Origin of the sequence: Spirillospora sp. NPDC048911, from assembly GCF_043198015.1 — a bacterium.
GTDB lineage: Bacteria > Actinomycetota > Actinomycetes > Streptosporangiales > Streptosporangiaceae > Spirillospora.
The window spans coordinates 1,023,817-1,049,024 of sequence record NZ_JBICUD010000002.1; the positions used below are offsets into that span (position 1 = coordinate 1,023,817).

A 25,208-nucleotide genomic window follows, 5' to 3' on the forward strand; every position below is an offset into this window, starting at 1 on the left:
GGCTAGCGGGGATTGAGCGGGGGAGGCTCCGGTACGCGGTTCTGCCGGGCCCAGTCGCGCGCCATCGCGATGCGTTCGGGCCCCGCGGGGTGGGTGAGCCAGAGAAGGTACTCGAGGGCGTCCGGTTCGAGATCGGAGATGTTGCGCACCGAGAGCTCGTGCTGCATCGTCACGAACGTCTCGGGGTCACGGGTCAGGTCGAGGGCGTGCGCGTCGGCCCGGGCCTCGATGTGACGGCTGATGAGGTTCTGGACGGGGCCGCCCAGCTGGGTCGCCACCGTGATGAAGGCGAGCAGCAGCGCCACGGAACGGGGATCGGCCAGGCTCTGGCCCGCCCCAGCGCGGCGTCGCAGGGCGGGCGAGGTCAGCAGCAACTGCAGCAGGCACACGGCCCCCGCCACGGCCAGGGCGCCGATCAGCGTCCCGTAGAGGACGTCCTTGTGCTTGGCGTGGCCCAGCTCGTGCGCCACGATCGACTCGATGCGCTTGGGCGGCGACTTCAGCAGCGTGTCGTACACGACGATGCGCCGCGTCGAGCCGAAGCCGGAGACATAAGCGTTGAGCGAGGTCGTCCGGCGCGAGGCGTCCGCGACCAGCACGTCCTCCACCGGCACGCCGTCCCGTTCGGCCATGGCCAGCAGGTCGGTCCGGAGCTGCCCGGCCGGCAGCGGGTGGAACTTGTTGAAGACCGGCTCGACCACGATCGGATAGAGGAACGACACCGCGATCACCAGGGCGAACCCGCCCGCCGCCGCGCCCGTCCACCAGTAGCGCGGGAAGCGGCGCAGCAACGCGTACAGCAGCACGAGCGCGATCGACCAGATCACCCAGGTGACGCCGAGCGACTTCGCCTGGTCGATCAGCCATTCCGGCCAGCTCTGCGTGGACAGCCCGTACCGGCGCAGCACCCACTCGCTCCGGATGGAGAACGGCAGCCCCGCCAGCCGGACCACGGTCGTGACGACGAGGGCCGCCCCGATCACCCGGAGCGGCCACCGGCGGACGCGCGCCGTCGCCCAGGCGATCAGGCGGGAGCCCAGCGGAGTGAGCCCGAGGACGAGGACCAAGGCCAGAACCAGCACGAGCCGGGCGTAAGCGGGCGGATTGAGGGCGGAGTCGAAGGCGCGCGACCGGGCGATCTCCGCGGGCGTGAAGTCCAGAGCCGGATCAACGGCGACGGATCCGCCCGGCACCTGCTCGGGAATCGGATGCCACGGCGTGGTCAGGGCCAAGATCACCCCGACCGCCGCGAAGAGCACGGCGGCGGCGATAGCAGCAGCAACCCGAGGCCGCCGCATACCCCCCGCCCCGTCCGCACGGGCCTCGTCGCCCGAGTCTGCTTGGCCGCTCGCGTCGGTCTGGCGGCTGGCGCCTGTCGCGTTGTCTTGGCCGCCAGCGTCGGTTTGGCGGCTAGCGCCGGTCGCGTTGGCTTGGCCGCTCGCGTCGGTCTGTCCACTAGCGCCCGTCGCGCTGGTTTGGCCGCCAACCTCGGTCTGGCCACTCGCGTCAGTTGCGCTGGTTTGGCCGCTAGCGCCCGTCGCGCTGGTTTCGCCGCCAACCTCGGTCTGGTCGCTCGCGTCGGCTTCGCCCTTCGCGCGGTTCTCCGGCTCGGTCAACGCAGCTCCTCGCGCAGGTATTCACGCCACATGGCGGTGAAGCGGGCAGGGGTGACGCCCAGCACCTCGCGCAGGGCGGCCGATTCGGACCGGCGCCCGGCCGCGCGGTAGAGCCGGACGAGCTCCGCTTCACCGTAGCGGCCGGCGATCATCCGGCAGGCCAGCCACGCCTCCTGGTAGGCCTGGGAGAGCCGCGGTGAGGTGCCCTCGAACGCGGCGCGGCCGGGAAGAGCCGCGGGCGTGCGTCCCGCGGTGATCTCCCGGCGCAGCTCACGGGCGGCCGACCGCACGCTCACCTTGGTGTCGCTGTAGCCGACATAGTCGGCGAAGCCCTCGATGAGCCAGAGCGGCGTACGGCCGTCCTGGGCGCCGCCGGTGGCCACATGCGTGAGCTCGTGGGTGAGGACGACGCTCTGGCCGAGGTCGTTCAGGCGGCCGAACGTGCCCGGCGAGATGATGACGCGGTCCTCGCCGCGCCCGCCGTCGGCCGAGGGGGCCACCGTGGCCAGCGCGGCGATCTCCTTGAGGTTCTGGGCGTCGCCGACCAGGGCCGCCGCCAGCGCGGGATCGGCCGGTACGAGCGCGACCGCGCGCCTGGGCCAGTCGGAGCCGACCACCCCGGTCACGACGGGCACGGCGGCGTCCAGGCGCCGGGCGATCCCGTCGAGGCCGGGGGCGTCGCCGATGACGAGCCCGCTGTGGCCACGCCGCACGGTCAGCGGGCCGCCGTCCCAGATGTCGACGTCGTCGCGCAGCCCCCGCCCCGCGGCATCACCGACGATCACCCAGGTACCGGCCCGGGAGGCGAACGAGAGATAACGCGTGCGGGCCACCGCGCCGCGATCGAAGCCGCGCAGCTTGTACCGGAGGCTGACCCGGACGGCGGGCGCGCCGGACATGCCCGCCGGCTCGATCGCCTCGTACCGCTCCTGCCAGGACTCCAGCGGCAACTTGCTCAGATTGTCGAAGACCTTGGCCTGCGCCGCCTGGTAGGCGACCGGCGCCGAGACGATCGTGGCGAGGAACCGCGCGCGATCATGCTCGCGTACCGCGGTGGCGCGGTTGGCCAGCACCGTCTCGACCGCCCCCACGTCCGGAACACCCGGAACCGGAGCCGCCACAGCGGCCTTCCGCGGAGCCCCATCGTTCCCGGTAGTAGCGAACCCAGCGACAGCCACAAGCGCGCACGCAGCCACCCCCACCCCAACCAGCGCAAAGCCCCGCCGCCGCGACAAACCACCGAGCCCGCCGGGCGGCACGTCACCGCGCTCGCCGGGCCGTGCGCCGACGCTCTCACCGGGCCGCTCGCCCCCACCGGTCTCACCGGGCGGCTTGCTACCGAGCGTGCTGGGCGGCTCGTCAGGCGGCGGCTCGACCGCGGGCTCACTGGGTCGCTCGGCAGCGAGCTCGTCGAGCCGCTCACTATCGGCCTCGCCGGAACCACCGACCACGCCGAGTGCCTCGGCATGGGTCTTGCTGGGCGGCTCGCCGGGGTGGGCGGCGCTGGCCGGGCGCACGCCACGAGGATCACCGGGCCGTTCAAGTCCACGCTCGGCGGGGCGGTCGTTCGGCGGCGGGCCGGACCGCTGGTCTTCCATGCGGCCGATCCTATTGACCCGGCCTCGGCGGGCGCGCCGGACGGATCATTTCGCGTAGTCGGGGTAGCCGTAGCCCACGATCTGGTCGGCCGAACGTTCCTGGAGCCTGACCGCGTCGGAGCTGTTGCCCTCCACGGTCTGGACGGTGCCGTCGCCGTTGTCCTTGATCACCATGCCGACGTGCTCGATGTCGTCGACGTTCTTGGAGCCGCCCCAGTTGAAGAAGACGATCGCGCCGGGCTCGGGCTTGTCGCCCCAGCGGTCCTGCTGCTCGAACCACTTGGCGTGCTCCACCGTCCAGGCGTCGCTGCCCACGCCCTGGCTGAAGCCGAGCTGCTCGCCGACCCAGGAGACGAACATGTCGCACCACTGGGCGTCGTTGTAGCCCTCCAGGTCGCCGCCGTCGCGTGCCAGCGTCTCTTTGGCGCGGGCAGTGCCCATGTACCAGTCCTGGAACTTGGTCTCGCCGTTGCCGTCCTCGCTGATGCCGACCTGGGACTTGGCCAGCTTGATGGCGGCCTCGGCGGTGGGCTTCCTCGGCGCGGTCTTCACCGGGGCCTTGGTCTTGGGGGCGGTGTTCGCCTTGCTCGCGGCACCGGAGAGCTTCTCGGGCACGTTGTGCGCGGTGGGGGCCTTGCTCGGCCGTTCGGCCGCCGCGGCGGCGGCCGGGGGCCTGGCCATGTCGGTCCCGGCGGGGGCCGCGCCGACGGCGGCCTGGGCGGTGACGGTGGCCGTGCCGATCACGGCCGCGCCGGCGACGAGGCCGCCGGCCGTCCGCAGGGTGACGGCGACGGGGCTGGGTTTGCGGTGCTTGCCTGCCACGGGGGGCTCTCCTTGGCTTCCATGCCGCCTACCGGGTTAGCTGACGGGTTCGGGCGTGGAAGCTGCCCTACGGCCTGCGAGAGGCCGATTCACCCCAGGGACATGTCGGGCGCAGCCCGCCCGTTGAAAGGGTGGATGGGTGGGGGCTGCGGGAGACTTGCCGGGCGCAGCCCGTCCGTTGAAAGGGTGGATGGGTGGGGGCTGCGGGATGGCGGGTCCCCGGCTCCGCGTGGCGCGGACTCGGCGGTGGCCGTGCGGGACGGCCTGAGATTCGATGAGGGAGCGGACGCGGCCGCCCGTGGAGGACGGCCGCGTCCGTTTCTAGCGATCAGTAGGGGCGAACGGCGCCCGAGAAGGTCTTCTTGCGATAGCTGTTGAGCTTGACGACCTTCACGTGGCTACCGGAGTTGGGGGCGTGGATCATCCACACCTTGCTCCCCTGGCGCTTGGTCACGATGCCCACGTGGCCCTTGCCGTGGAAGAAGACGAGGTCACCCGGAGCGAGCTTCTTCCAGGACACCTTGTTCTTCACGGCGCGGTACTGGGCGGTGGTGACGCGGGGGAGTTTGACGCCCGCCTTCCGGTAGGACCACTGGACCAGACCGGAACAGTCGAAGGCGTTCGGGCCCGCCGCGCCGTAGCGGTACGGCTTGCCCTTCTTCTTGTAGGCAGCCGTGAGGGCCTTCTGCGCCGTCTTCTGGCGCTGGGACCACGACTTCTGCTTGGCCTGCTTGACCACCTTCGCCACGGGAACGGCCTTGGTGGCCGCCTCGGCGGAGGGAGCCGGGCCCGCCGCCACGAGGGGCGTGACGACCGCGGTGGCGATCACAAGGCCACCGGCGACGCGGGCACGACGGGTCGTGCAGTTGACAGCGTTGCTGGACAGGGGGATCTCCTTCTTCCAGACGCCTACCGGGTTAGCTGACGGGTTCGGGCGTGGAAGTGGCCCTACGGTGCGCCCTGTTCGAGAGGAGGGCGCGCCGATTCACCCCGTTCGGAGGCAGGTCCAAGGAAGGGCCGGCCGCCGAGATGTGGGTCCCCGGCTCCGCGCGATGGCGGACTCGGCGCTGCCGCGGCGATCCTGGGGGGCGCGATGGGGCCCTGTGCGCGGGACCCTTTGTCCCGCGTGCGAAAGCGCGGCGCTGATGTGTTGTGAAATGAGCGGCCTCGGATGGGCGTTCGCTCGTCGGCCGGGCCCGGGGGAGAACCGCCGTGTCGCGCTCGCTGGCGCCATGCACGCCAAGCTCGTTCGAGCCGCGGAGCGTGCGCACGGTACGGGTGGGCCGGCCGGTCTCCGTGGAGACCGGGTGCGGCGCGTGGAAGGCGTCGCACCGGCGGCGGCACCTGGAAGGTGTCGCGCGGAGAGGCGGCACCTGGAGGGTGCCCGCCTCCCGTGACGCCCGGGGGCGTCGGGGGCGCTGCGACGCATGGTGGGCGTCGCAGGTCGCCACAAAGTATCAAAAGGTCATGCGAAAGCAAATCCCCAGCAAAACAGAACGGACCAGGTCAGGCCTGGTCCGCTCGTGGTGTGGCGTGGCTCACTGGCTCCGTCAGGGGCGCCCGGCCCCGTAGAAGTTCGACGCGTAGTAGCCGGACGAGATGCTCACGACCTCGACGCTCTTGCCGGTGCGCGGGGAGTGGATCATCTGGCCGTTGCCCACGTACAGGCCGACGTGGCCGAGGCTGCTGAAGAACACGAGGTCGCCGGGCTGCAGGTCGCTCTTGGCGACCCGCTTGGTGGCCGCGTACTGCGAGTTGGTGGTTCGGGTGATGCTGACCCCGGCGGCCTCCCAGGCGCGCATGGTCAGGCCGGAGCAGTCGTAGCGGGGGCCGGTGCCGCCGTACAGGTAGGGCGTGCCGAGCTTGCTGTAGGCGAAGTTCAGCGCGGTGCGGGCCGAACCGCTCGCCGGGCCCTTGTAGGTGCCGCCGGTACCGCCGCCGCCGCTGCCGGGCTTGTCGCTCTTGACGCCGAGCTTCTTCAGCAGCTTCTGCTGCTGCTTGATCGACTTGTCGACGGTGGCCTTCTGGTTCTTCAGCTCCTTGGCCTTGGCCGCGACCTCGTCGTAGGCGTTCTGGGCCTGGGCCTTCTCGCGGCGCACCCGCTGCGCGGCGGCCAGGAACTGGCCCAGCTCGGAGTTGCGGTTGCGCGACAGGTGGGAGAAGACCGCCGCCTGGTCGAGGACGGCCTGCGGGTCGCCGCTGCCGATGAAGCCCGCGACGTCGCCGGTCTCGCCGTTCTTGTACGCGGTGGCGGCCATCTGGGCGACCTTGGTGCGGAGCGTCGCGAAGGCGAGCTCCTCGTCCTGGCTGGCCTTCTGCGTCGCCCGGAGCTTCTTCTTGGCGCGCTTGAGGTCCTCGGTCACCTGGTTGTACTTCTCGACCAGCTTGTCGACGTCCTCGTTGAGCTTGTTCAGCTTCTTCTGAACCTGGCTCGCCGTCGGCTTGGGGTCGGCGTGCGCCGTCGACGCGGGCAGAGCCACGGGCAGCGCCATGGAGGTCGTCACGGCGAGGCATGCTGACGCCATCAGCCGCCGGGAGCTGCGATCACTGGCCACGGTCGGAATTGCCCCTCTCGTCCGCTATTCGCGGGAGACATTAGCGAGGGGCCACAGCAGTCACAACCGAAACGTCAGTATTCGTCAAGCCCGAGTGACAATTACCGCGCCCGGTGATCGAACGATCACGAAGCGCGTTCGTGACCTGGTGCGAGCCGCAGCGGCGGCACCATGTCGAGATCGGCCAGCACCTGCAGCGCGCGCCGCTCGTCCACGTCGAGATCCACCACATCGTCGCCGCCGCCGGGCTGGGCCGGCGCCGCCAGCAGTGTCGTGACCACGCAGTCGCCGCAGCCCGCGCCGCGCACCTGGCAGCCGTCGCACTCGACCAGCATGTCGTCCTCCGTACCTAGGTCTCTCTACCTCGGTTGTGACGGACGGTACGCGGAGGGTGTGACAAAACCGTGACCGCGAGCATCGACCCCGCACGCGAGCGCGCTGACGGGTCGTGAAGCAAACCGAAGGCGAGGGGTCAGGGCCGCGAAAGGCGACGGAGGAGCAAAGTAGACACAGCGGGGCGGGCGCCGGCGCGGCGGGCGGCGTCGGCCACCTCGCGGTCGGAGGAGACCACGACCACCGCGCGGCCGGTGGGCTCGGCGCGGACCAGCTCGCCGATGAGCTCGTCGGCGGTCTGGCCCGGATGGCTGAACAGCACGCGGACGCCGCGCGGCGCGGCGATCGCCACGGGCGCGTCCAGCTCGGCCCCGTCGAAGACGCAGGTGACCTCGGCGCGGGTCTGCGCGGCCAGGCCGCCGAGCCCGGACACCAGGCGGGTGCGCTGGTCGGCCAGCGGCAGCTCGCCGTAGCCGGTCTTGGTGACGTTGTAGCCGTCCACGACCAGATGGACCTGCGGCAGCGTCAGCAGCCGGTCGAGCAACTGCGGGTCGTCGTCGGAGAGGGCCCGGCCGGGCAGGTTGCGGTGGGCGAGCTTGTCCGGCTCGACCCCGGCGACGGCGTCCGCCGGGCGTTCGATCATGGTGGGGAGGGCCAGCTCGCGCCGGACGCCCTGCGCCGCGTCCACCAGCGTGTCGAGCAGCATGCGCAGCCGCACGTCCTCGACGTTGCGGCCCTCGCGGGCGGCGCGGCGGGCGTGCTCGGCGGCGGTCTCGGCCTGGTCGAGGCGGACGCGCAGCTTGCGCAACTCCTTCTCGGCGGCGGCGGTGGTCTCGCGGGCGGTGGTCAGCTCGCGCGCGGTCTCGGTGGCCAGTTCCGCGGCGCGCTGCTCGGCGGCCCTGGCCTTCTGACGGGCGTCGTGCAGCTTTCGGCGCAGCTCGGCGACCTCCGCCTTGGTGTCGCGCAGCTCGCCGCGGAGCTTGTCGGTCTCGGACGCACGCGCCGCGCGGGCGGCCGCGAGCTCGTCCCGGAGCGCGTTGATCTTGCGTTCGGCGGCCTCGCCCTCGGAGGCGCTCGCGGATCGTTCCAGCTCGGCGCGGGCGGCCTCGGCCAGCTCCGGCCAGCCGGCCGGCCGCAGCAGGTAGCCGAGCGTCGCGACCCGCACCGGATCGGCGGCGGGCGGCACCTGGCCGTCCTCGACCGCGGCGACCAGCTCGGGCTCGGCCTCGCGGAGGTGTTCGGCGACCTTGAGCCGGAAGTCGGCGTCCTTCTCCAGCAGCGCGGCGATGTGCTGCCCGGCGAGCTTGGCGCGTTTGCGGCGCTCGAACTGGGCGAAGCGGCGCAACGGCAGGGGGACCTCGGTGGCGGGCAGTGTGCCGATCAGCTCGGCGGCCGCCTCCACCACGCCCTGGCGGACCGCCTCGGGCAGGGGACGGGCCGGACGCTCGGCTTCCGCTCCGGGGCCGCTGTCGATGATCCCGCTCCTCCCAGTGCCCGTTTTGACGCCGTACGCTGAGTATTTCCGGGTGTCCAGCACCTTAACCAGCACGTATGGGCGGCGTCACGGCGCCGGCCGGCGCCGCTACGGGTCGCCCCCGGCCCGTGTTCCAACCCTAGCGCTCGGTGAACTGTCGGTGGCCCCCTCTACGGTCGCGGTCATGACCCACCCGGCCCGCCCCGCCAACCCCGGGCATCCACCCGGCGGTCCCGGCGTTCAGGGCGCCCAGGGCGTTCAGGGCACCCTGGACGATCTCGGTACCCCGCTCGCCGACGTGACCTTCGTCGTCGTCGACCTGGAGACGACCGGCGGCTCCCCTTCGGAGTCGGCGATCACCGAGATCGGGGCCGTCAAAGTGCGCGGGGGAGAGGTCCTCGGTGACTTCGGCACGCTGGTCGACCCCGGCGGAGAGATTCCGCCGTTCATCACCGCGCTCACTGGCATCACCCAGCAGATGGTCTACGCCGCGCCCAAGATGGAGCAGGTGCTGCCGGCGTTCCTTGAGTTCGCCAGGGGCTGCGTGCTCGTCGCGCACAACGCCCCGTTCGACATCGGTTTCCTCAAGGCCGCCTGCGCCGCGCAGGGTTACGCGTGGCCCGCGTTCACCATCATCGACACCGTCGACCTGGCGCGACGCGTCCTCACCAAGGACGAGGTGCCCAACTGCAAGCTGGGCACGCTGGCCCGCTTCTTCCGCGCGTCCACCGAGCCGATCCACCGCGCGCTGGCCGACGCCCGCGCCACCGTCGACGTGCTGCACGGCCTGATCGAACGGCTCGGCTCGTTCAACGTCACCTCGCTGGAGGAGCTCAAGTCCTTCGCCAAAGCGCCCACGCCCGAGCAGCGTCGCAAGCGCTACCTCGCCGACGACGTGCCGAGCGCCCCCGGCGTCTACCTGTTCGAGGACGATCGCGGCGAGGTGCTCTACGTCGGCAAGAGCGGCGACCTGCGGGCGCGGGTGCGCAGCTACTTCACCGGCTCGGAGACCCGGCACCGGGTGCGCGAGATGGTCGGCCTCGCCGAGAAGGTCCGCACGATCGTGTGCGCCACCGGCCTGGAGGCCGAGGTCCGTGAGCTGCGCCTGATCGCAGAGCACAAACCCCGCTACAACCGGCGCTCCAAGTTCCCCGAACGGGCGATGTGGCTCAAGCTCACCGTCGAGCCGTTCCCCCGGCTGTCGATCGTCCGCGAGTGCAAGGACGACGGCGCCGTCTACCTGGGCCCGCTGTCGTCCCGGCGGCAGGCCGAGGAGGCCCAGGCGGCGCTGCACGAGGCGGTGCCGCTGCGGCAGTGCACCCAGCGCCTCACCCTCCGTCTCATCGAACGCGGCGCGGCCCGCACCTGCCTCCTGGGCGAGATCGGCCGCTGCGGCGCGCCGTGCGAGGGCCGCGAGCCCGCCACGGCCTACGAGGTGCACGCCGACCAGGCCCGTTCCATCATGCGCGGCGACGTACGGCCCGTCGTGGCGGCCGCCCGGGTGCGCATCGACCGCCTCACCGTGGAGCTCCGCTACGAGGAGGCCGCCGCCCAGCGCGACCGGCTCGCCGCGTTCGTCCGGGCGGCCGCGCGCGGCCAGCGGCTGACCGCGCTGGCCCGCATCGCGCAGCTCGTGGCGGCCCGCCCGTCGTTCGACGGGGGCTGGGAGGTGGCGGTCGTCCGCCATGGCCGGCTCGTCGCCGCGGGCATGATCCCGCCCCGCGCCCACCCGAGGCCCTACCTCGACGCGCTCGTCGCGACGGCCGAGACGGTCTTCCCCGGGCCGGGCCCGTCGGGCAGCGCCACCGCCGAGGAGATGGAGTGCGTGCTGCGCTGGCTCGACACCCCCGGCGCGCGGCTGGCCGAGGTCTCTGACGAGTGGAGCTGCCCCGCGTACGGCGCCGAGAGCCTGCGAGAGTGGATCGACAACGCCTATACCGGCACAGAGTCGGCGGACCGCGGTGGCGGCCGCCCACTAAGGTAAGCGGAGGAACCGGGGAAATTCAGGCAAGCGGAGAGGACGGGCGTACATGGCTCTGCCTCTCTACGACAGTCAGCCCGCGCGGCGCGTCCCCTGGGTGACGTATCTCCTGGTGGCGGCCAACGTCGTGGTCTTCCTGATGACCCCCATGGCCAACTTCGCCACCTGGTACGGAGACGGCCAGGTCCGCGAGTGCAAGGCCGTCCAGTTCACGCTGGAGCATGGCGCCATTCCCAAGGAGCTCACGACCGGCGATCAGCAGCCCCTGCCGCCGCAGGTCGTGCGCGAATGCGGGGAGGGAGGCTACGACAAGATCCCATGGCTCTCCGCGTTCAGCTCGATGTTCCTGCATTCGAACTGGCTGCACCTGCTGGGCAACCTGGTCGCGCTCTTTGTCATCGGCATGGGAGTCGAAGACAGGCTCGGGCGCCTGCGCTACCTGCTCAGCTATCTGTTCTTCGGGCTCGTCGCCGTCTACGGGTTCGCCTACACCTCGCCCGACTCGCGGGTCCCCCTCATAGGCGCCTCCGGCGCGATCGCCGGGGTGCTGGGCGCCTACCTGATCCTCAACCCGCGCGGCCGGGTGGTCAGCTTCGTGCCGCCGATCATCGTGATCCGGCTGCCGGTCTGGGTAGTACTGGGCTACTGGTTCGTCCTGCAATGGCTCTCCCTCGGCGACGAAGAGAGCAACGTCGCGTACGTGGCGCACATCTACGGCTTCGTGGCCGGAGTGGCCTTCGCCGTGCTGGCCCGCAGAGCCGGGCCGGCCCGTCGCATCGCGGCCCTTTCCAGGGGATAGGCTCGGCTCAAGCGTCCGGAGGAGGAGTCAGTGCATACCGCGATCGTGCTGGTCAAGACCGATGTCGTCCGCATCCGCGAGGTCGCCGAGACGATCGCCGCGCTGGACGGCGTCAGCGAGGTCTACTCCATCACCGGCAAGTACGACCTGATCGCGATGGTCCGGGTCCACCGCCACGAGGAGTTCAACGACGTGATCCCCGGCCGCCTCAACAAGGTCCCGGGCATCCTCGAGACCGAGACGCACATCGCCTTCGAGACCTACTCCAAGCACGACCTGGACGCCGCCTTCTCCCTGGGCCTCCCCGACGCCGACTAAGAGCCAACGCTCGCCTCGCGAAAAGCAAGGCCCGCGCCAACGCTCGCCTCGCGCCAAAAGCAAGGCCCTCGCTAGCGCTCGGACTGTCTCTATTGGGGCTCTCGCCCCAAAACCCAAGCCGGGGGCAAACCCCCAGCCCCCCACCCCTTCAGTGGCCAAACTTCCTCCGCAAGGCGAGTCGGGCTTGCGGAGGGTGAGGTGGTCACTTGAGCAACGCCCAGACGCACTTCCATGGCGGACCGTTGGGTGTGAGCTGCGCCAGGTGGTGGCCCCAGTCGGCGGCGAGTTCCTCGACCACCAGGAGTCCGCGGCCGCCTTGTGCCATGTGCGCTGGTCGTTGCGGCTGAGGGCGTCTTGCGGTCTCGGAGTCCCAGACTTCGACGAGTGGGCGGCCATCGTTGTGGTAGACCGCGAAGATCACCCTGCCCGCCGCTGTTGCGTCGAGCGCGTTGGTGACCAGTTCGGAGACGATCAGGCGTGCATCGTCGATCAGCTCGGGGAAGCCCAGGTCTTTCAACGCGCGCGTGGTCGCGGCGCGAGCGCGGCTTACTTCGGTCCTGCTCTGGGTCAGATTGATCTGTAGGTGCGGTTGCCTGTTGATGCCGGTCATCATTGCTGCGCCCGTCTGCCCGGTGGGTGGGTTGTTCGTTCCGATTCGCTGGCCAGATTGCACCTCTGTGCGTAGCCTGTCGATGACTCTCTGCAGTTCCATGGAAGTCATGGAATTGATCAACGGGCGGGAGGCTGGTCTGATGGTGGAGAAGGCGGCGGCCGACCCTCGTGCCTCCATGTGGAATTTGATAGGCAATCACCTGCGGTTTCTTCGGAAGACACGAGGGCTGAACGGCGCCGACGCGGCCGCTGTGGCGGGGTGCGCGCCCTCCACCATTTCCAGAATCGAGACAGGCGAGCAGCACCTCACCGACAAGCAGGCACAAAAGATCGACAAGGCGTGGAACACCGGCGGGATCCTGACGTGGCTGATCTACTTCGCGAGAAGAGCCAGCGATCCTGACTGGTTCAAGAGCGTGACGGCCCACGAGGAGCAGGCGGCAGAACTGCGAATCTTCGCTGCACTGCACGTGCCCGGCCTGGTCCAGAATGAGGACTACGCTCGCGCGCTGCTGGAATCGGGACGCGAACCGGACGTCGAGCGCTCGCTGACCGACCGGATGAATCGACAAAAGATCCTCACCAGGCCGAACGCCCCAGACCTGTGGATCACAGTCTCGGAGAATGTGCTGGACTGGCCCGTGGGAGGCGCGGGGGTGATGAGAAGGCAACTGGAGCGCCTCTTGGAACTTTCCCAGCTCAGGAACGTGGTCTTCCGTGTGCTCCCTCGAAGCAGTGGAGCATCCGAGGCTTTGGACGGGCCGTTCCGCGTGGTCACAACCCCGGACGGCCCGGTGGCCTTTTGCGAAGCCGCCAAGGAAGGACGGCTAGTCTCGGAAACAGCTGATGTGAACGAGTTTCGGAACAGGTTCGAGCGGATCTGCGCCAAGGCGCTGTCTGAAAGCCAGTCCCATGACCTGGTCCAAGAGAAGATGGAGAGGCTGTATGGACCTGCTCTGGCGTAAGAGCAGCTACAGCGAGGGCGGAACCTCGGGACAGTGCATAGAGCTGGCCGCGCTCGATCATGAGATCGGCATCAGGGACAGCAATACCCCCGAAGCAGGACACCTTAGAGTCGGCCAAGCCGAGCTGGCCGTCATGTTGGCGGCCATCAAGGCCAACAAAATCGACCTCTAAGTACCGGCCGAGAATTGCTTCCTGAGCATGCTGGTGTCACGTTTCCAACGGGTCCGATCGCTTCCTCTGCAAGGCGTGAACGGAACGGCGGAATCACCACGAGGCGGGCCGCGTTCCTGCGTCAGCACCCCTGGGCGCTTTACTGGGGTTAGCTGGTCCAGCACGGGCATCACCGCCAGAACGTCGCCGCCAGCGGGCGATGGTTTATGGTGGCGACCGTCGATGAACTCAATCCGCCTTGGGCGACTTGAACCTGTCCTGTGAACATAAAGCCGCCGCCGTTCAGCGACGGAGGCCGGTTCGCGACTTCAGCGCACCACAATGACGGCCAGGGCCACGTACTTGCTGCCCACTAGGGGGAAGCCCCAGGATACGTCGTTGCCACTTCGGAGGTCCGACAGCGCAGAGCCAAACCGGTCGTCTCGGCTGATTCCCATAGCCTGCGAGTAAGCCATTTTCGGAGCGTAGTGGTCAAAGACCTCTTCCAACCACTCCACCGCCTCCTCGGGCGTGCTGGCTTTCCGCTGCAACATGCTCTGCGGTTTCTTCAGCCAGTCGCGAGTCATCACTGGTGGTGTAGCCATGCTCAGGTCACCGCACAACAAGTCGCGTTTGGGCCCCTGGGCTGTGGCGGTATCGCCATGCCAGAAGTAGCACTGAAAGGCCATCCAGGAGCGTCCTTCGAGAAATGTAGGCCTCGCCTTGCTGCCCCCAAGGCGAGGCCTGCTTGTTGGTTGATGTGTGGAGTGCCTAGGCCGTGATGGTGGCCAGGGCCGGGGAGCCTGCGGGCAGATCGAACTCGCCTGCTTTCGCTCCTGCGATGAAGTCGCGCCACTCGAAGTGGTCGAATTTGGAGACGTTGCCTTCCTCGTCGGTGACCACGACCGCGTCACGCACGATCGCGACGTTCACGCACCCACATGTCTCCTGCTGTCCGTCGCATCTGCTGGACTTGATGAACACATGGACTCCTCGGGCTGTTGGGTGTTGGAACTGGCCGACGGTGCCCCTAAAGGTGGCCAACCGGGACCATGGGGCGGAGCTCAAAACTCCGCGTCATCGGTCGACGGCCTGTGGAGGTAGTTGTTGTGGTTCCGCCGCCTGACTCTCGATGCTCTTGACCATCGGAGCCGCGTTCGTCCCCCGTGGCGGGGACGTCGCCTGGTGAGGGTTGCAGGCCACCGTTCCGCCAACGTGTTCCCACCAGCCAGGGCCGTAGGTAATGGGCTTCCGGCAGTGACAGCAGATCTGCGCCTCAGCCATGATCAGGCCGTGAGTACGGCCAGTTGGTCATCCGGCGTCTGTGCGTGGGGCCTGGTCTCTTGGTGTTTGGGCCCGTTGCAGGTCATGGCCACGACGTTGGCTCACCCCGAGCTCTGGGAGCCAGAGATTTCACTATCTTTCACACCCAGGGGTGGGAGGATGACGGGCATGAGCGCGTGAATCATCGTGAAGCGCTCCTCCTGCAGAACCTCATGCGCGAGGATCAGCATCGATGCCGTCGTCTCGTTCGCCCTCGTCCAGTGCGCAAGCCGCACGCCAGCGCCTTGGGGAAAGGCTGCGCCAAATGCGCCAGGAGGCGCGGATATCAGGTGTGCGTTTCGCCGAACTCGCCGGCTGGCGTTCTTCCGCACAGGTCAGCATGATCGAGCGTGGGCAACGTGGCATCACCCCAGATCACGTACGGCTCTGGTGCAGAATCTGCGCCAAGCCTGATCGCGTGCTGGCCGAACTGCTCGCCGAGCAACGCGCCGTCGCCGGGATGTGGCAGACCCACCAGGAGGGCAACCGGGCAGGGCTCAAGGGCCGCCAGGAGAAGCTGCGAGACAAGTACTGGACCGTGCGCCTGCACCGCGTCTACCAGACCAAGTACATCCCCGGCCTACTCCAGACGCGCGGCCTGATGACCCACTACCTGACCACGGCCCGCCTTGAACAGCATCTCGAACTGGACGACGTGGCCGACGCCGTAGAGGCGCGGCTAGACCGGCAACGCTGCCTGAACCGGCCGGACGCCCGATGGCTGTTCCTGCTGGAGGAGGACGTGTTGTGGTACCGGCCGGCAGGACCGGAGATACACGCGAACCAACTGCGTTATCTGCTGGAGGTCATGAGACGTCCCACGGTTTCGCTGGGGGTCATTCCTCGCGACATCGCCCGGCACGGTGTCAATCCTGAGGAGTCGTTCACGATGTCGGAGCTTCCCGGTCGCTCGGTGGTGGTCACGGTCGAGCTGGTCTCGGGCACTCTCACCCTGACGCAATCCTACGAAACCCGCATGTACGCCGAAGCGTGGGAGCGGTTGTTCGGGTTGGCTGTCCACGGGGACAGGGCGCGGGCGCTGATACTCGCCCCGCTCGCCCCGCTCGCGGTGCTTGGGGAGTCGCCGCAAGAGGTATCAACCGAGTGAGCGAGAGGTGCTGACCGAGTGAAGGTCATACCGTTCTCGGCTGCTGGAGGCTCCCATGCGTGAGATCGACTTCATCGGCTCCGACCCCGGTTCGGAGGACGAGCGCTGTCCGGCAGTGGCGCGCGATCCTGACACCGGCGACTTCTATCAGCAGGGACGTCTCGTGACCGACCCGGAGGTCTTGAAGGCTCTGGGGGAGCATGTGGCGCTCGCTCCTGATGAAGTTGTGATCTGGCAGCCCGCACGCATGGCGGAGCAACTCGCAGAGGCGGCATCGGGCACCTATGAGAAGGGACGCCAGGGACACGGCATTCCGACTTTTGCGGAACTGCTGGCCAACACCAAACGGTCGGCCGTTCATCTGGAGATGCGGGACTTCTACCGACCGTCTCCCGGCTATGAGGACTGGAAAGCCGGAGGTTCGGGCCGCACGGACCGGTCGAGATGGGTTGCCCAAGTGGAGGAAGCTGTGTGGGGCGGGGCGTGAAGATGCGCCGTGCTCGCATCATCAGTGAGCCTGCGTCGGATTATGTGCGCTGGCTCCACTCGGTCACGGACGTGAACCTCAAGGCAGGGGAAGAGGTCCGTTGGCTTCCTCGGCGGCAGGCATGGGACCTGATGCTCCCCGGTGCGGACTTTTGGATGTTCGATCAACGCCTGGTGCGGTTCCACTTCGACGCAGGCGACGGGACGATGCTGGAAGAATACGAGTTCGTGTCCGACCCCCGCAGGACCGCCCAGGTCGTCGCGGCATTCGAGATGGTCTGGGAACGAGCCGTGCCCCACGCCGAGCACGCTGTGTAGACGGTCCATCCGCGTAGAGACGTCTGCCTGATCGCTGAAGATGTCGCGCGCCTTCAGGGCCAGGGACGCTCCTGAGTAGACGCAGGGCCTCGGTTTCCCTTGAAGGAATGGGCCTATCGGCAAACACAACATTTCTCATTCGCTAGTACTTCCACCCAGGCGGCCACAGCGTGCGGAAGTCTCTGCATCAGAGGCAAGGCTATCCGTGCATCCGGATAGCCTTGTTCTGTCTCTGGCGCTGCTGTGTTTTATGGGGGGTTGCTTGCGCCCGCTCTGGCGCGAGCTACATCTTCAGTTTTTGAGGCTTTGGGAGACCTGGATCCAGCGGTCTAGGAGGGCTGTGGAGGCGCCGGAGTCGATGGCTTCGCCAGTGCGCTCGTAGGCGCTGGCCAGGGTCTCGGTGAGGTTGGGGGCGGGCGGGGTGCCTTCGGCGGCCACGATTAGCGCGGCTGCGTTCAGACGGACCATGTCGCGGACGGCGCCCGGGGCTCCGGCGAAGGTCTCGCGGGCTACGCGGCCGTTGTACGCGGCGTCGGCGCCTCGGAGGTCTTCGGGCTTGGCGGGCGGGATGCCCAGGTCGGCCGGGTTGAACGTGGTCTCCGTGGAGGTGCCCTCGCGGACCACCCAGACCGTCGAGGTGCCCGTGGTGGTGAGCTCGTCCAGGCCGTCGTCGCCTCGGAAGACCAGGGACGAGCAGCCGCGTTCGGCGAAGACGCCCGCGATGACGCCGGCCATGCGGGGGTGGAAGACGCCGACCGCCTGGGCCTTGGGACGGGCCGGGTTGGTCAGCGGGCCCAGGAAGTTGAACACCGTCGGGGTGCCCAGCTCCTTGCGCGTCCGACCCGCGTACTTGAGAGCCGGGTGGTAGATCGGCGCGAAGCAGAACGTGATGCCGATCTCCTCGGCTATCTGGGCGGTGCGGGCGGGGGGAAGGTCGATCGCTATGCCCAGGCCTTCGAGGAGGTCGGCGGCGCCGCAGGACGAGGACGCGGCACGGTTGCCGTGTTTGACCACTTTGACGCCCGCGGCCGCCGCCACCACGGCCGCCATCGTGGAGATGTTCACCGTGTGGGCCCGGTCGCCGCCGGTGCCGACGAGGTCGGCGATGGCGCCGGGGATCTCGATCGGGGTGGCGTTGGCGTACATGCCGGCGGCCAGGCCGGCGACCTCGGCGACGGTCTCGCCCTTGGCGCGCATGGCCACGGCGAAGCCCGCGATCTGCGCGTCGGTCGCCTCGCCGGCCATGATCTGGTTCATGGCCCAGGCGGTCTCGTCGCTCGACAGCGACTGGCCGTCGAGCAGGGCGTTGAGCAGTGCCGGCCAGGTCGTACGCGCGTCCATGCTTCCCCCAGAGAGTGGGTCGGTGCGGGGGATGCGCCGGGGGCGCGGCCCCGGGTGGCAGGTTTCTAGAGTGCCGGGAGGCGGTTCTCGGCGCGCCGGCGCAGCAGGTCGGCGACGGAGTTGGCCAGGGCCATCGGGTCGAGCGGCAGGCTGACCACGGCGTCGGCGCGCGACCAGGTCGCCAGCCAGCCGTCGTCGCGCCGGGCGATGATCGCGAGCACCGGCGGGCAGTCGTAGACCTCGTCCTTGGCCTGGCGGCAGACCCCGAGCCCGCCCGCGGGCTGCGCCTCGCCGTCCACGATCGCGACGTCGATGTCGCCCTCGTCGAGCCGCGCCACCACGGCGGGCTGCGTCGCGACCTCGACGTACTCGACCAGCGGCAGGTCGGCGGCCGGCCGGCGGCCGAGGGCGAGCCGGATCTGGCTGCGAGTGTTCGCGTCGTCGCTGTAGACGAGAACCTTCATCGGAGTCTCCGGGGCGGTGGTGCTCATGGCGAGAAGGCTACCGGTTCGCCCCCGCGCGCACGAGGTGCCGGGTCCGGTTGCGCGCCCATCTGACTTCCGAACGTGCTCAAAGCCCTTGTCACGTGGGGTTTTCGCGGTTTCGCGGGGAGCCGCCGGAACACGCTCGGGAACTCCAGAAGGGGGGTCATGCGTCAGTGTTGGATCGGGTGACGTAATAATGCTGCCCGTGGCAACAGCATCCGCGATAGAGACAACACCCCACGCTCGGGCAAATCGGCCCAATCTGGTCAGCGTGGGGACGATCGTCTGGTTGTCGTCTGAGCTCATGTTCTTCGCGGCGTTGTTCGCGATGTACTTCACGATCCGCTCGGTGACCATCGGTCAGCAGGGCCACGAGGCCTGGCCCGGCGCCGAGCTCGACCTGCCGCTGTCCGCCTTCAACACCACCGTCCTGGTGCTGTCCTCCGTGACGTGCCAGATGGGCGTGTTCAAGGCCGAGGCGGGCAAGGTCGGGCGTGACGGCGGCCTGCTGAACTTCCGGCGCTGGGGTCTGCGCGAGTGGTACGTGCTCTCCCTCATCATGGGCGCGTACTTCGTCGCCGGTCAGGGTTACGAGTACTACCAGCTGGTCACCCACGACGGCCTCACGCTGTCGTCCTCGGCGTACGGCTCGGTCTTCTACCTGACCACCGGCTTCCACGGCCTGCACGTCACGGGCGGCCTGGTCGCGTTCCTCTTCGTCCTCGGACGAACGTACGCCGCGAAGCGCTGGACCCATGAGCAGGCGACGAGCGCGATCGTCGTTTCGTACTACTGGCACTTCGTCGACGTGGTGTGGATCGGGCTGTTCGCGACGATCTACCTGCTCGACCTCTGACCAGCTCAACCTCAACCGACGACATGACCCGAACGGGGATATCCGTGAAGAGGATCACCGCATGGCGACGGCGCCCCTGGGCGGGCTACGCCGTCGTGCTGGCGGCCCTGGCGGCGATCGCCGGCATCTACGCCGGATTCTCGCCGCAGACTGACCGTGCCGAGGCGGCGAACAACACGCAGGCCGCCGCGGATCTGAAGAACGGGCAGCAGCTGTTCAACAAGAACTGCGCGAGCTGCCACGGTCTGAACGGCGAGGGCACCAAGGACGCCAAGGGCAATCCGATCGCGCCGAGCCTGCTGGGCGTGGGCGCCGCATCGGTCGACTTCCAGGTCAGTACGGGCCGCATGCCCGCGATGAACCCTGGTGCGCAGATGCCGCGCAAGGAGCCGATCCCCGAGTTCAACACCGAGATCAAGACCGACTACTCCGAGCCGGAGAAGCGGGAGCAGGCGGAGAAGCAGAAGGCGCTGGCCGAGAAGAACCTCGCCGACCTGCGCGAGTACGTCGCCTCCCTCGGCGGCGGCCCGGCCGTGCCGACCAAGGAGCAGATCGGCGACCCCAAGACGGGGAACGCCGCGCTCGGCGGCAAGCTGTTCCGCACCAACTGCGCGCAGTGCCACAACTTCACCGGTCAGGGCGGCGCGCTCACCGGTGGCAAGTACGCCCCGCCGCTCAGCAAGAGCGACGTCACGCCGACCCAGATCTACGAGGCCATGCTGACGGGCCCGCAGGCGATGCCGGTCTTCAACGACACGACCTTCACCGAGAAGGACAAGCAGGCGATCATCGCCTACATCGTCCAGTCGCGTGAGGAGCCGAACCCGGCTGGCAACGGCCTGGGCCGCATCGGCCCGGTGTCGGAGGGCCTGGCCGGCTGGCTGATCGGAATCGGCCTGCTGGTGCTGGCGGCCATGTGGATCACCGCCAAGAAGCCGAAGAAGCTGAAGAAGACATGAGCGACAACAAGGGACCAGGCGGCACGCCGGAGCCGCAGGAGCAGGACGGGCCGCGCGACCGCGTGATCGGTACGCCGTCGCCGGCGAAGGATCGGCAGCTGCTGGCCGTCGACGAGGACCCGGCGCCCGCCGGCGCCGGAGCGCAGCTGGACGAGGAGTCGGCCAAGCGGGCCGAACGCGTCGTCGCGCTGTTCTTCCTCATCGCCTTCGCCGCCAGCGTGGCGTTCATCGCCTACTACATCGGCTGGAGCGGCCGCGACGGCGGCATGCACGGCATCTTCCGCGCCCGCGAGTCCAATTTCTGGCTCGGCGGCACGATGGCGCTGTCGTTCCTGGCGATGGCCATCGGCGTGACCATCTGGGTGCGGCGCCTGATGACCAGCGCGCCGATCATCCAGGAGCGGCACGAGCTCGTCACGGACCCCGAGACGCGCGAGGCGTTCACCCAGGACTTCCTGGAGGGCGCCGCCGACAGTGCCATCACCAAGCGGCCGCTGCTGCGCCGCACGCTGCTGCTGGCCGCCGCGCCGCTGGGCCTGGCGCCGCTGGTGCTGCTGCGCGACCTCGGCCCGCTGCCGGAGAAGCGGCTGCGCCACACGTTCTGGGGCGAGGCCGTCAAGCAGGCGCAGTCCGAGGGCAAGAAGGGCGTCCGGCTGGTCGTCGACGGCACCAACAAGCCGCTGAAGGTGAGCGACTTCGCCACCCCGGGCGGCATGATCACGGTGCTGCCGGAGGGCGTCGAGAAGAGCCACCACGCGCTCAACGAGATCGCCAAGTCGGTGACCATCCTCATCAACGTGCCCGCCGAGAAGTTCAAGCCGGCCAAGGGCCGCGAGAACTGGCACGTCAACGGGATCGTCGCGTACTCCAAGATCTGCACGCACGTCGGCTGCCCGGCGGCCCTGTACGAGCAGACCACGCACCACATCCTGTGCCCGTGCCACCAGTCGACCTTCGACGCGACCGACGCGGCCAAGGTGATCTTCGGCCCGGCCGCCCGGTCGCTGCCGCAGTTGCCGCTCGCCGTGGAGGACGGTTATCTCGTGGCGACCTCCGACTTCCCCGAACCGATCGGGCCGAGCTTCTGGGAGCGCGGATGAGCGAGGCGACAGCCCCGAAGGCGACCGCCCAGAAGGCGACCGCTCCGAAGGCAGTGGACGGCACGCTGACGTTCCTCGACGAGCGCCTGGGATCCACCGGGTTCTTCCAGCGGAACGTCAAGAAGGTCTTTCCGGACCACTGGTCGTTCATGCTGGGCGAGATCGCGCTGTACTCGTTCATCATCCTGCTGCTGACCGGAACGTTCCTCACGCTCTGGTTCCAGCCGAGCATGCACGAGACGGTGTACGACGGTTCGTACGAGCCGTTGAAGGGCGTGGAGATGTCGCAGGCCTACGCCTCGGCGCTGCACATCAGCTTCGACGTGCGCGGCGGCCTGCTCATGCGGCAGATCCACCACTGGGCCGCGATCCTCTTCATGGCGTCGATCATGGCGCACATGCTGCGGGTGTTCTTCACCGGCGCCTACCGCAAGCCGCGCGAGCTCAACTGGCTCATCGGCATCGTGATGTTCACGCTGGGCATGCTGGAGGGCCTGTTCGGCTACTCGCTGCCGGACGACCTGCTGTCCGGCACGGGGCTGCGGATCACCCAGGGCGTGCTCGAGTCGATCCCGCTGGTCGGCACGTACGGTTACATGTTCCTGTTCGGGGGCGAGTTCCCCGAGGGCCTGAACGGCGAGCTGATCCCGCGGCTGTTCACGCTGCACATCCTGCTGATCCCGGGCATCTTCCTGGCCCTGATCACCGCGCACATGATGATCATGTGGCACCAGAAGCACACCTCGATGCCGGTCAAGAACCAGACCGAGGAGCAGGTGTACGGCTACCCGTTCTACCCGGTCTTCATGGCCAAGACGGGCGCCTACTTCCTGTTCACGTTCGGCGTGGTGGCGCTGCTCGGCGCGTTCGCCCAGATCAACCCGATCTGGCAGTTCGGGCCGTACGACCCCGGAGCCATCTCGTCGGGCTCGCAGCCCGACTTCTACATGGGCATCCTCGAGGGCTCGCTGCGGATCATGCCCAACTGGGAGATCACCGCCTGGGGCCACACGCTCAGCCTGAACGTGCTGATCCCGGCCCTCGGGCCGCTCGGCATCATCTTCACCGGTGCCGCGGTCTGGCCGTTCCTCGAACGCTGGGTGACCGGCGACAACCGCAGCCACCACGTGAACGACCGGCCGCGCAACGCCCCCGTCCGCACCGGTGTGGGCATGGCGGCGGTGGCCTTCTACGGGCTGCTGTGGGTGGCCGGCGCGAACGACGTCATCGCCGACAAGTTCCACGTCTCGCTGTTCGCGACGACCTGGTTCTTCCGGTTCGCGGTCATCATCGGCCCGATCCTGGCGTACATCATCACCAAGCGCGTCTGCCTCGGGCTGCAGCGCTCGGACGCCGACACGATCGGTCACGGCGTCGAGAGCGGCATCATCGTCGCCTCGCCGGACGGCATGTTCAGCGAGCGGCACGAGCCGGCGCGCGAGGAGGAGCGGGTCACGATCCTCTCCAAGGAGAACGCCAGGCCGGAGGCGCCCAAGACGGACGCCAACGGCATTCCCGCCCCGGACACCAAGGGTCCGCTGGGGATGCTCCGGTCGCGGCTCCAGCGCGCCTGGACGTTCGATGACATCCCCATCGAGGAGCACGGGCACGGCGACGGTCACGACGGCCACGAGCTCGAAGAGGGCAAGAGCCAGAAGGAACTGAGCCGGTAAGCAGCCGGAAGGAACTGAGCCGCTGAACAGCTCGGAAGAGCTGAGCCGCTAGGCGGCCAGAGGAACTGAGCCGCCTGGCCCGAAGTTCGTCTCGCTGAAGCAGAGCCCGCCACCGGTACTGGTGGCGGGCTCTGTGCTGCGGGGGCATGGGATCCTGGGGGTGAGATGACCAGGACACTTGTCGTGACCAACGACTTCCCGCCGCGCCCGGGCGGCATCCAGACGTTCGTCCATGGGCTGGTGCTGCGACGGCCGCCGGGCTCGGTCGTGGTCTACGCGCCGGCCTGGAAGGGCGCGGCCCAGTTCGACGCGGCGCAGCCGTATCCGGTCGTCCGCCATCCGACGTCGCTGATGATCTCCGAGCCGCGCGTGCTGCGGCGGGCGGGGGAGATCCTGCGGTCGGAGGGCTGCGACTCGGTGCTCTTCGGGGCGTCCGCCCCGCTCGGGCTGCTGGCGTCCGGGCTGCGGCGGCACGGGGCGGAGCGCCTCGTCGGCGTCACGCACGGGCACGAGGCCGGGTGGGCGTCGCTGCCCGTGGCGCGGAGCCTGCTGCGCCGGATCGGCGAGGGCGTCGACGCGCTGACGTATCTGGGGGAGTACACCCGGTCCCGGATGGCGCGGGCCCTTTCGTCGGCCGCGGTGGCACGGATGGCCCGGCTGGCACCCGGTGTGGACGAGACCGTCTACTTCCGGGGGGCGGGCGGTGCGGAGGTGCGTGCGCGGCACGGGCTGACGGGGCGTCCCGTGGTGGTGTGCGTGTCCCGGCTCGTTCCCCGGAAGGGGCAGGACGCGCTGCTGCACGCCTGGCCGCACGTACGGAAGGCGATCCCCGCCGCCGCCCTGCTGATCGTCGGCGGCGGCCCGTACCGCGCGGAGCTGGAGAAGCTGGCCGCGTCGACCGGAGCCGGCAACTCGGTGGTCTTCACCGGCAGCGTGCCCTGGGAGGAACTGCCCGCCCACTACGACGCCGGCGACGTGTTCGCGATGCCGTGCCGCACGCGGAACCATGGGCTCGACGTCGAGGGCCTCGGGATCGTCTATCTGGAGGCGTCCGCCACAGGCCTGCCCGTCGTGGCGGGCGACTCCGGTGGCGCGCCCGACGCCGTCTTGGACGGTGAGACGGGCGTGGTCGTGCCGGGCCGGTCCGTTCGTGGGGTGGCGGAGGCCCTGATCGACCTCCTGCTGGACCCGGAGAAGGCCCGCAAGATGGGCGAGCAGGGCCGCGCCTGGATCGAACGCGAGTGGCGCTGGACGATCCAGGCCGCGCGTCTCGACGCCCTGCTCACCGGCTGACCGGCTGGCCGCTCACCGGCTGACTACTGGGCTCTTCCGCGAAGCGCCAGGGCGGCCGCCCGCAGCGGGGCGGCGCCCTTGGCGGTCTGGTGTACCTGCTTGCCCCACTGGTGGGAGTACCGGAACTTCCAGCGCGCGCCCTTGGCGAAGTAACGCACGTTGGTGTGCGTGACGCGCTGCCCGCGCAGGTAGACGATCTTGTGCCGGGCCGCGGTGCCGAGGGCCGATCGCGGGACCACCTGGGTGTCGTCGTAGGCGCCGATGAGCGTCCAGTCCGTACCGCCGCGGCCCTGCGGGTTCTGGTAGGACGCCAGCCACCGCAGGAACGGGCTCCCCGCTCTCAGATCGTGGCACTGGAGGCGCGCGGCCGCGCAGGTGACGCCCTGGAACGGCGTGCTGAGCGTGACGACGTCGGTCACCCTCAGGTACGGCGGCCAGGTCCGCGTCCTCCCGCCGTACTTGTGCACGCCCACCAGGGCGGCGGCCGCGATGAGACCGCCCATGGAGTGGCCGAGGAGCCCGACCGGCCGCCCATGCCGGGAGTGCCTGGTGTAGATCTCCCAGGCGAGCCGGCGGCCGAGCTCCATGATCCCGGTGTCGACGTCGCCCTGATAGGTGACCGAGCAACGCCGGTCGTCCCGGTAGTAGCCCCAGGTGATCAGCGGCCCGCGGAAGTTCTGGCGGCGGAGGGCGCCCTTGGCGTTCTGCCAGGACGTCTCGCAATCCGTACCGCCGTCCCACTGGACGCCGTGGACGAGATAGACCGGCCGCTTGATGGGCGCGGGCGGGGCGGCCTGTGCGACTTGCGCAGGCGCGCCGTATGCGGCGAACGCGGTTTGCGCGGACGCGGCGTGTGCGGACGTTGATTGCGCGGATGCTGATTGCGTGGGCGTGGTCTCTGCGGGTGCGCTCTGCGCAGGTGTGATTTGTGCGTGGGCGGGTGTTCCTGGTGCGAGGACGACGGTGAGAACGAGACCGGGCATGAGCCGGGCAGGCCTGAGGCGGCGACGCACGATGAGACTCCCTCGGCACGGTCTCTACG

The 25,208-nt window shown here is 69.2% G+C and carries 26 protein-coding genes and 2 riboswitches; of the genes, 13 read left to right on the forward strand and 13 right to left on the reverse strand.

Features of this window, described 5'->3' with window-relative positions; genetic code table 11:
* Positions 1-2: 2 nt before the first annotated feature.
* From ACGFNU_RS12040 to ACGFNU_RS12070, 7 genes are all read right to left on the reverse strand, one after another.
* A complete protein-coding gene (locus ACGFNU_RS12040; protein WP_392592693.1) occupies positions 3-1,259 on the reverse strand; it encodes a M48 family metallopeptidase in 1,257 nt (418 codons plus the stop codon).
* Positions 1,260-1,612: 353 nt separating this feature from the next.
* Positions 1,613-3,214: a hypothetical protein gene (locus ACGFNU_RS12045; protein WP_392592695.1), complete on the reverse strand. Its 1,602-nt coding sequence runs from the start codon at positions 3,212-3,214 to the stop codon at positions 1,613-1,615.
* Between the two features lie 45 nt (positions 3,215-3,259).
* Positions 3,260-4,036 carry a CHAP domain-containing protein gene (locus ACGFNU_RS12050; RefSeq protein ID WP_392592697.1) on the reverse strand — a complete coding sequence of 259 codons (777 nt, stop codon included), beginning with the start codon at positions 4,034-4,036 and terminating at the stop codon, positions 3,260-3,262.
* A 10-nt stretch (positions 4,037-4,046) separates the two neighbouring features.
* Positions 4,047-4,188: riboswitch (cyclic di-AMP (ydaO/yuaA leader) on the reverse strand.
* Between the two features lie 176 nt (positions 4,189-4,364).
* A complete protein-coding gene (locus tag ACGFNU_RS12055; protein ID WP_392592699.1) occupies positions 4,365-4,865 on the reverse strand; it encodes a C40 family peptidase in 501 nt (166 codons plus the stop codon).
* A 61-nt stretch (positions 4,866-4,926) separates the two neighbouring features.
* Positions 4,927-5,113, reverse strand: a riboswitch (cyclic di-AMP (ydaO/yuaA leader).
* 473 nt (positions 5,114-5,586) lie between these two features.
* The gene (locus ACGFNU_RS12060; protein WP_392592701.1) at positions 5,587-6,540 is read right to left on the reverse strand and encodes an NlpC/P60 family protein; all 954 of its coding nucleotides are present in this window, start codon (positions 6,538-6,540) and stop codon (positions 5,587-5,589) included.
* 176 nt (positions 6,541-6,716) lie between these two features.
* Positions 6,717-6,926: a hypothetical protein gene (locus ACGFNU_RS12065; protein WP_392592703.1), complete on the reverse strand. Its 210-nt coding sequence runs from the start codon at positions 6,924-6,926 to the stop codon at positions 6,717-6,719.
* A gap of 137 nt (positions 6,927-7,063) precedes the next feature.
* Positions 7,064-8,473: an NYN domain-containing protein gene (locus ACGFNU_RS12070; RefSeq protein WP_392592704.1), complete on the reverse strand. Its 1,410-nt coding sequence runs from the start codon at positions 8,471-8,473 to the stop codon at positions 7,064-7,066.
* A 109-nt stretch (positions 8,474-8,582) separates the two neighbouring features.
* Here ACGFNU_RS12070 and ACGFNU_RS12075 point away from each other — a divergent pair, with 109 nt between their 5' ends.
* Genes ACGFNU_RS12075 through ACGFNU_RS12085 form a run of 3 tightly spaced genes read left to right on the forward strand, consistent with a single transcriptional unit; the run spans position 8,583 to position 11,496 of the window.
* Positions 8,583-10,382 carry a DEDD exonuclease domain-containing protein gene (locus ACGFNU_RS12075; RefSeq protein WP_392592706.1) on the forward strand — a complete coding sequence of 600 codons (1,800 nt, stop codon included), beginning with the start codon at positions 8,583-8,585 and terminating at the stop codon, positions 10,380-10,382.
* A gap of 46 nt (positions 10,383-10,428) precedes the next feature.
* Positions 10,429-11,178 carry a rhomboid family intramembrane serine protease gene (locus ACGFNU_RS12080; RefSeq protein ID WP_392592708.1) on the forward strand — a complete coding sequence of 250 codons (750 nt, stop codon included), beginning with the start codon at positions 10,429-10,431 and terminating at the stop codon, positions 11,176-11,178.
* Positions 11,179-11,208: 30 nt separating this feature from the next.
* Positions 11,209-11,496, forward strand: a complete 288-nt coding sequence (locus tag ACGFNU_RS12085) for an Lrp/AsnC family transcriptional regulator (RefSeq protein ID WP_392592709.1) — start codon at positions 11,209-11,211, stop codon at positions 11,494-11,496.
* 202 nt (positions 11,497-11,698) lie between these two features.
* On the opposite strand, the gene ACGFNU_RS12090 is transcribed toward ACGFNU_RS12085, so the two are convergent.
* Positions 11,699-12,208: an ATP-binding protein gene (locus tag ACGFNU_RS12090; protein WP_392592711.1), complete on the reverse strand. Its 510-nt coding sequence runs from the start codon at positions 12,206-12,208 to the stop codon at positions 11,699-11,701.
* Positions 12,209-12,215: 7 nt separating this feature from the next.
* Here ACGFNU_RS12090 and ACGFNU_RS12095 point away from each other — a divergent pair, with 7 nt between their 5' ends.
* A complete protein-coding gene (locus tag ACGFNU_RS12095) occupies positions 12,216-13,073 on the forward strand; it encodes a DUF5753 domain-containing protein (protein ID WP_392592712.1) in 858 nt (285 codons plus the stop codon).
* Positions 13,054-13,245: a DUF397 domain-containing protein gene (locus ACGFNU_RS12100; RefSeq protein ID WP_392592714.1), complete on the forward strand. Its 192-nt coding sequence runs from the start codon at positions 13,054-13,056 to the stop codon at positions 13,243-13,245. Before ACGFNU_RS12095 ends, ACGFNU_RS12100 begins: the two co-directional genes overlap by 20 nt.
* Before the next feature lie 308 nt (positions 13,246-13,553).
* On the opposite strand, the gene ACGFNU_RS12105 is transcribed toward ACGFNU_RS12100, so the two are convergent.
* Entirely contained in the window at positions 13,554-13,811 is a 258-nt protein-coding gene (locus ACGFNU_RS12105) for a hypothetical protein (protein ID WP_392592716.1), read from the reverse strand.
* Between the two features lie 184 nt (positions 13,812-13,995).
* Complete coding sequence (locus tag ACGFNU_RS12110) at positions 13,996-14,208, reverse strand: DUF397 domain-containing protein (RefSeq protein WP_392592717.1); 213 nt, start codon at positions 14,206-14,208, stop codon at positions 13,996-13,998.
* 532 nt (positions 14,209-14,740) lie between these two features.
* Between ACGFNU_RS12110 and ACGFNU_RS12115 the strand changes: the two genes are divergently transcribed.
* The 3 genes from ACGFNU_RS12115 to ACGFNU_RS12125 are packed head-to-tail and all read left to right on the forward strand — an operon-like array spanning position 14,741 to position 16,459.
* On the forward strand, positions 14,741-15,655 hold the full coding sequence (locus ACGFNU_RS12115) for a helix-turn-helix domain-containing protein (protein ID WP_392592719.1): 915 nt from the start codon (positions 14,741-14,743) through the stop codon (positions 15,653-15,655).
* Positions 15,656-15,710: 55 nt separating this feature from the next.
* On the forward strand, positions 15,711-16,142 hold the full coding sequence (locus tag ACGFNU_RS12120) for a DUF6879 family protein (RefSeq protein ID WP_392592721.1): 432 nt from the start codon (positions 15,711-15,713) through the stop codon (positions 16,140-16,142).
* A gap of 2 nt (positions 16,143-16,144) precedes the next feature.
* Positions 16,145-16,459 carry a DUF6879 family protein gene (locus ACGFNU_RS12125; RefSeq protein ID WP_392593508.1) on the forward strand — a complete coding sequence of 105 codons (315 nt, stop codon included), beginning with the start codon at positions 16,145-16,147 and terminating at the stop codon, positions 16,457-16,459.
* Positions 16,460-16,750: 291 nt separating this feature from the next.
* On the opposite strand, the gene trpD is transcribed toward ACGFNU_RS12125, so the two are convergent.
* Together trpD and ACGFNU_RS12135 are read right to left on the reverse strand one after the other, a co-directional pair.
* Entirely contained in the window at positions 16,751-17,800 is a 1,050-nt protein-coding gene (trpD, locus tag ACGFNU_RS12130; protein ID WP_392592723.1) for an anthranilate phosphoribosyltransferase, read from the reverse strand.
* A 65-nt stretch (positions 17,801-17,865) separates the two neighbouring features.
* The gene (locus ACGFNU_RS12135) at positions 17,866-18,291 is read right to left on the reverse strand and encodes a hypothetical protein (RefSeq protein WP_392592725.1); all 426 of its coding nucleotides are present in this window, start codon (positions 18,289-18,291) and stop codon (positions 17,866-17,868) included.
* A 190-nt stretch (positions 18,292-18,481) separates the two neighbouring features.
* Here ACGFNU_RS12135 and ACGFNU_RS12140 point away from each other — a divergent pair, with 190 nt between their 5' ends.
* From ACGFNU_RS12140 to ACGFNU_RS12160, 5 genes are all read left to right on the forward strand, one after another.
* Positions 18,482-19,141 (forward strand): heme-copper oxidase subunit III, encoded by a 660-nt coding sequence (locus ACGFNU_RS12140; protein WP_392592727.1) that lies wholly within the window; start codon positions 18,482-18,484, stop codon positions 19,139-19,141.
* A 44-nt stretch (positions 19,142-19,185) separates the two neighbouring features.
* On the forward strand, positions 19,186-20,100 hold the full coding sequence (locus ACGFNU_RS12145) for a cytochrome c (RefSeq protein ID WP_392592729.1): 915 nt from the start codon (positions 19,186-19,188) through the stop codon (positions 20,098-20,100).
* Positions 20,097-21,200 (forward strand): Rieske 2Fe-2S domain-containing protein, encoded by a 1,104-nt coding sequence (locus tag ACGFNU_RS12150; RefSeq protein WP_392592731.1) that lies wholly within the window; start codon positions 20,097-20,099, stop codon positions 21,198-21,200. The genes ACGFNU_RS12145 and ACGFNU_RS12150 overlap by 4 nt, the downstream gene beginning before the upstream one ends.
* Positions 21,197-22,873, forward strand: coding sequence for a cytochrome bc complex cytochrome b subunit (locus tag ACGFNU_RS12155; RefSeq protein ID WP_392592733.1), 1,677 nt, complete (start codon positions 21,197-21,199; stop codon positions 22,871-22,873). Before ACGFNU_RS12150 ends, ACGFNU_RS12155 begins: the two co-directional genes overlap by 4 nt.
* A gap of 165 nt (positions 22,874-23,038) precedes the next feature.
* Positions 23,039-24,166, forward strand: coding sequence for a glycosyltransferase family 4 protein (locus ACGFNU_RS12160; RefSeq protein WP_392592735.1), 1,128 nt, complete (start codon positions 23,039-23,041; stop codon positions 24,164-24,166).
* A 23-nt stretch (positions 24,167-24,189) separates the two neighbouring features.
* Here the strand turns inward: ACGFNU_RS12160 and ACGFNU_RS12165 are convergent, their stop codons facing one another.
* Positions 24,190-25,179, reverse strand: coding sequence for an esterase/lipase family protein (locus ACGFNU_RS12165; protein WP_392592737.1), 990 nt, complete (start codon positions 25,177-25,179; stop codon positions 24,190-24,192).
* Between the last annotated feature and the right edge of the window lie 29 nt (positions 25,180-25,208).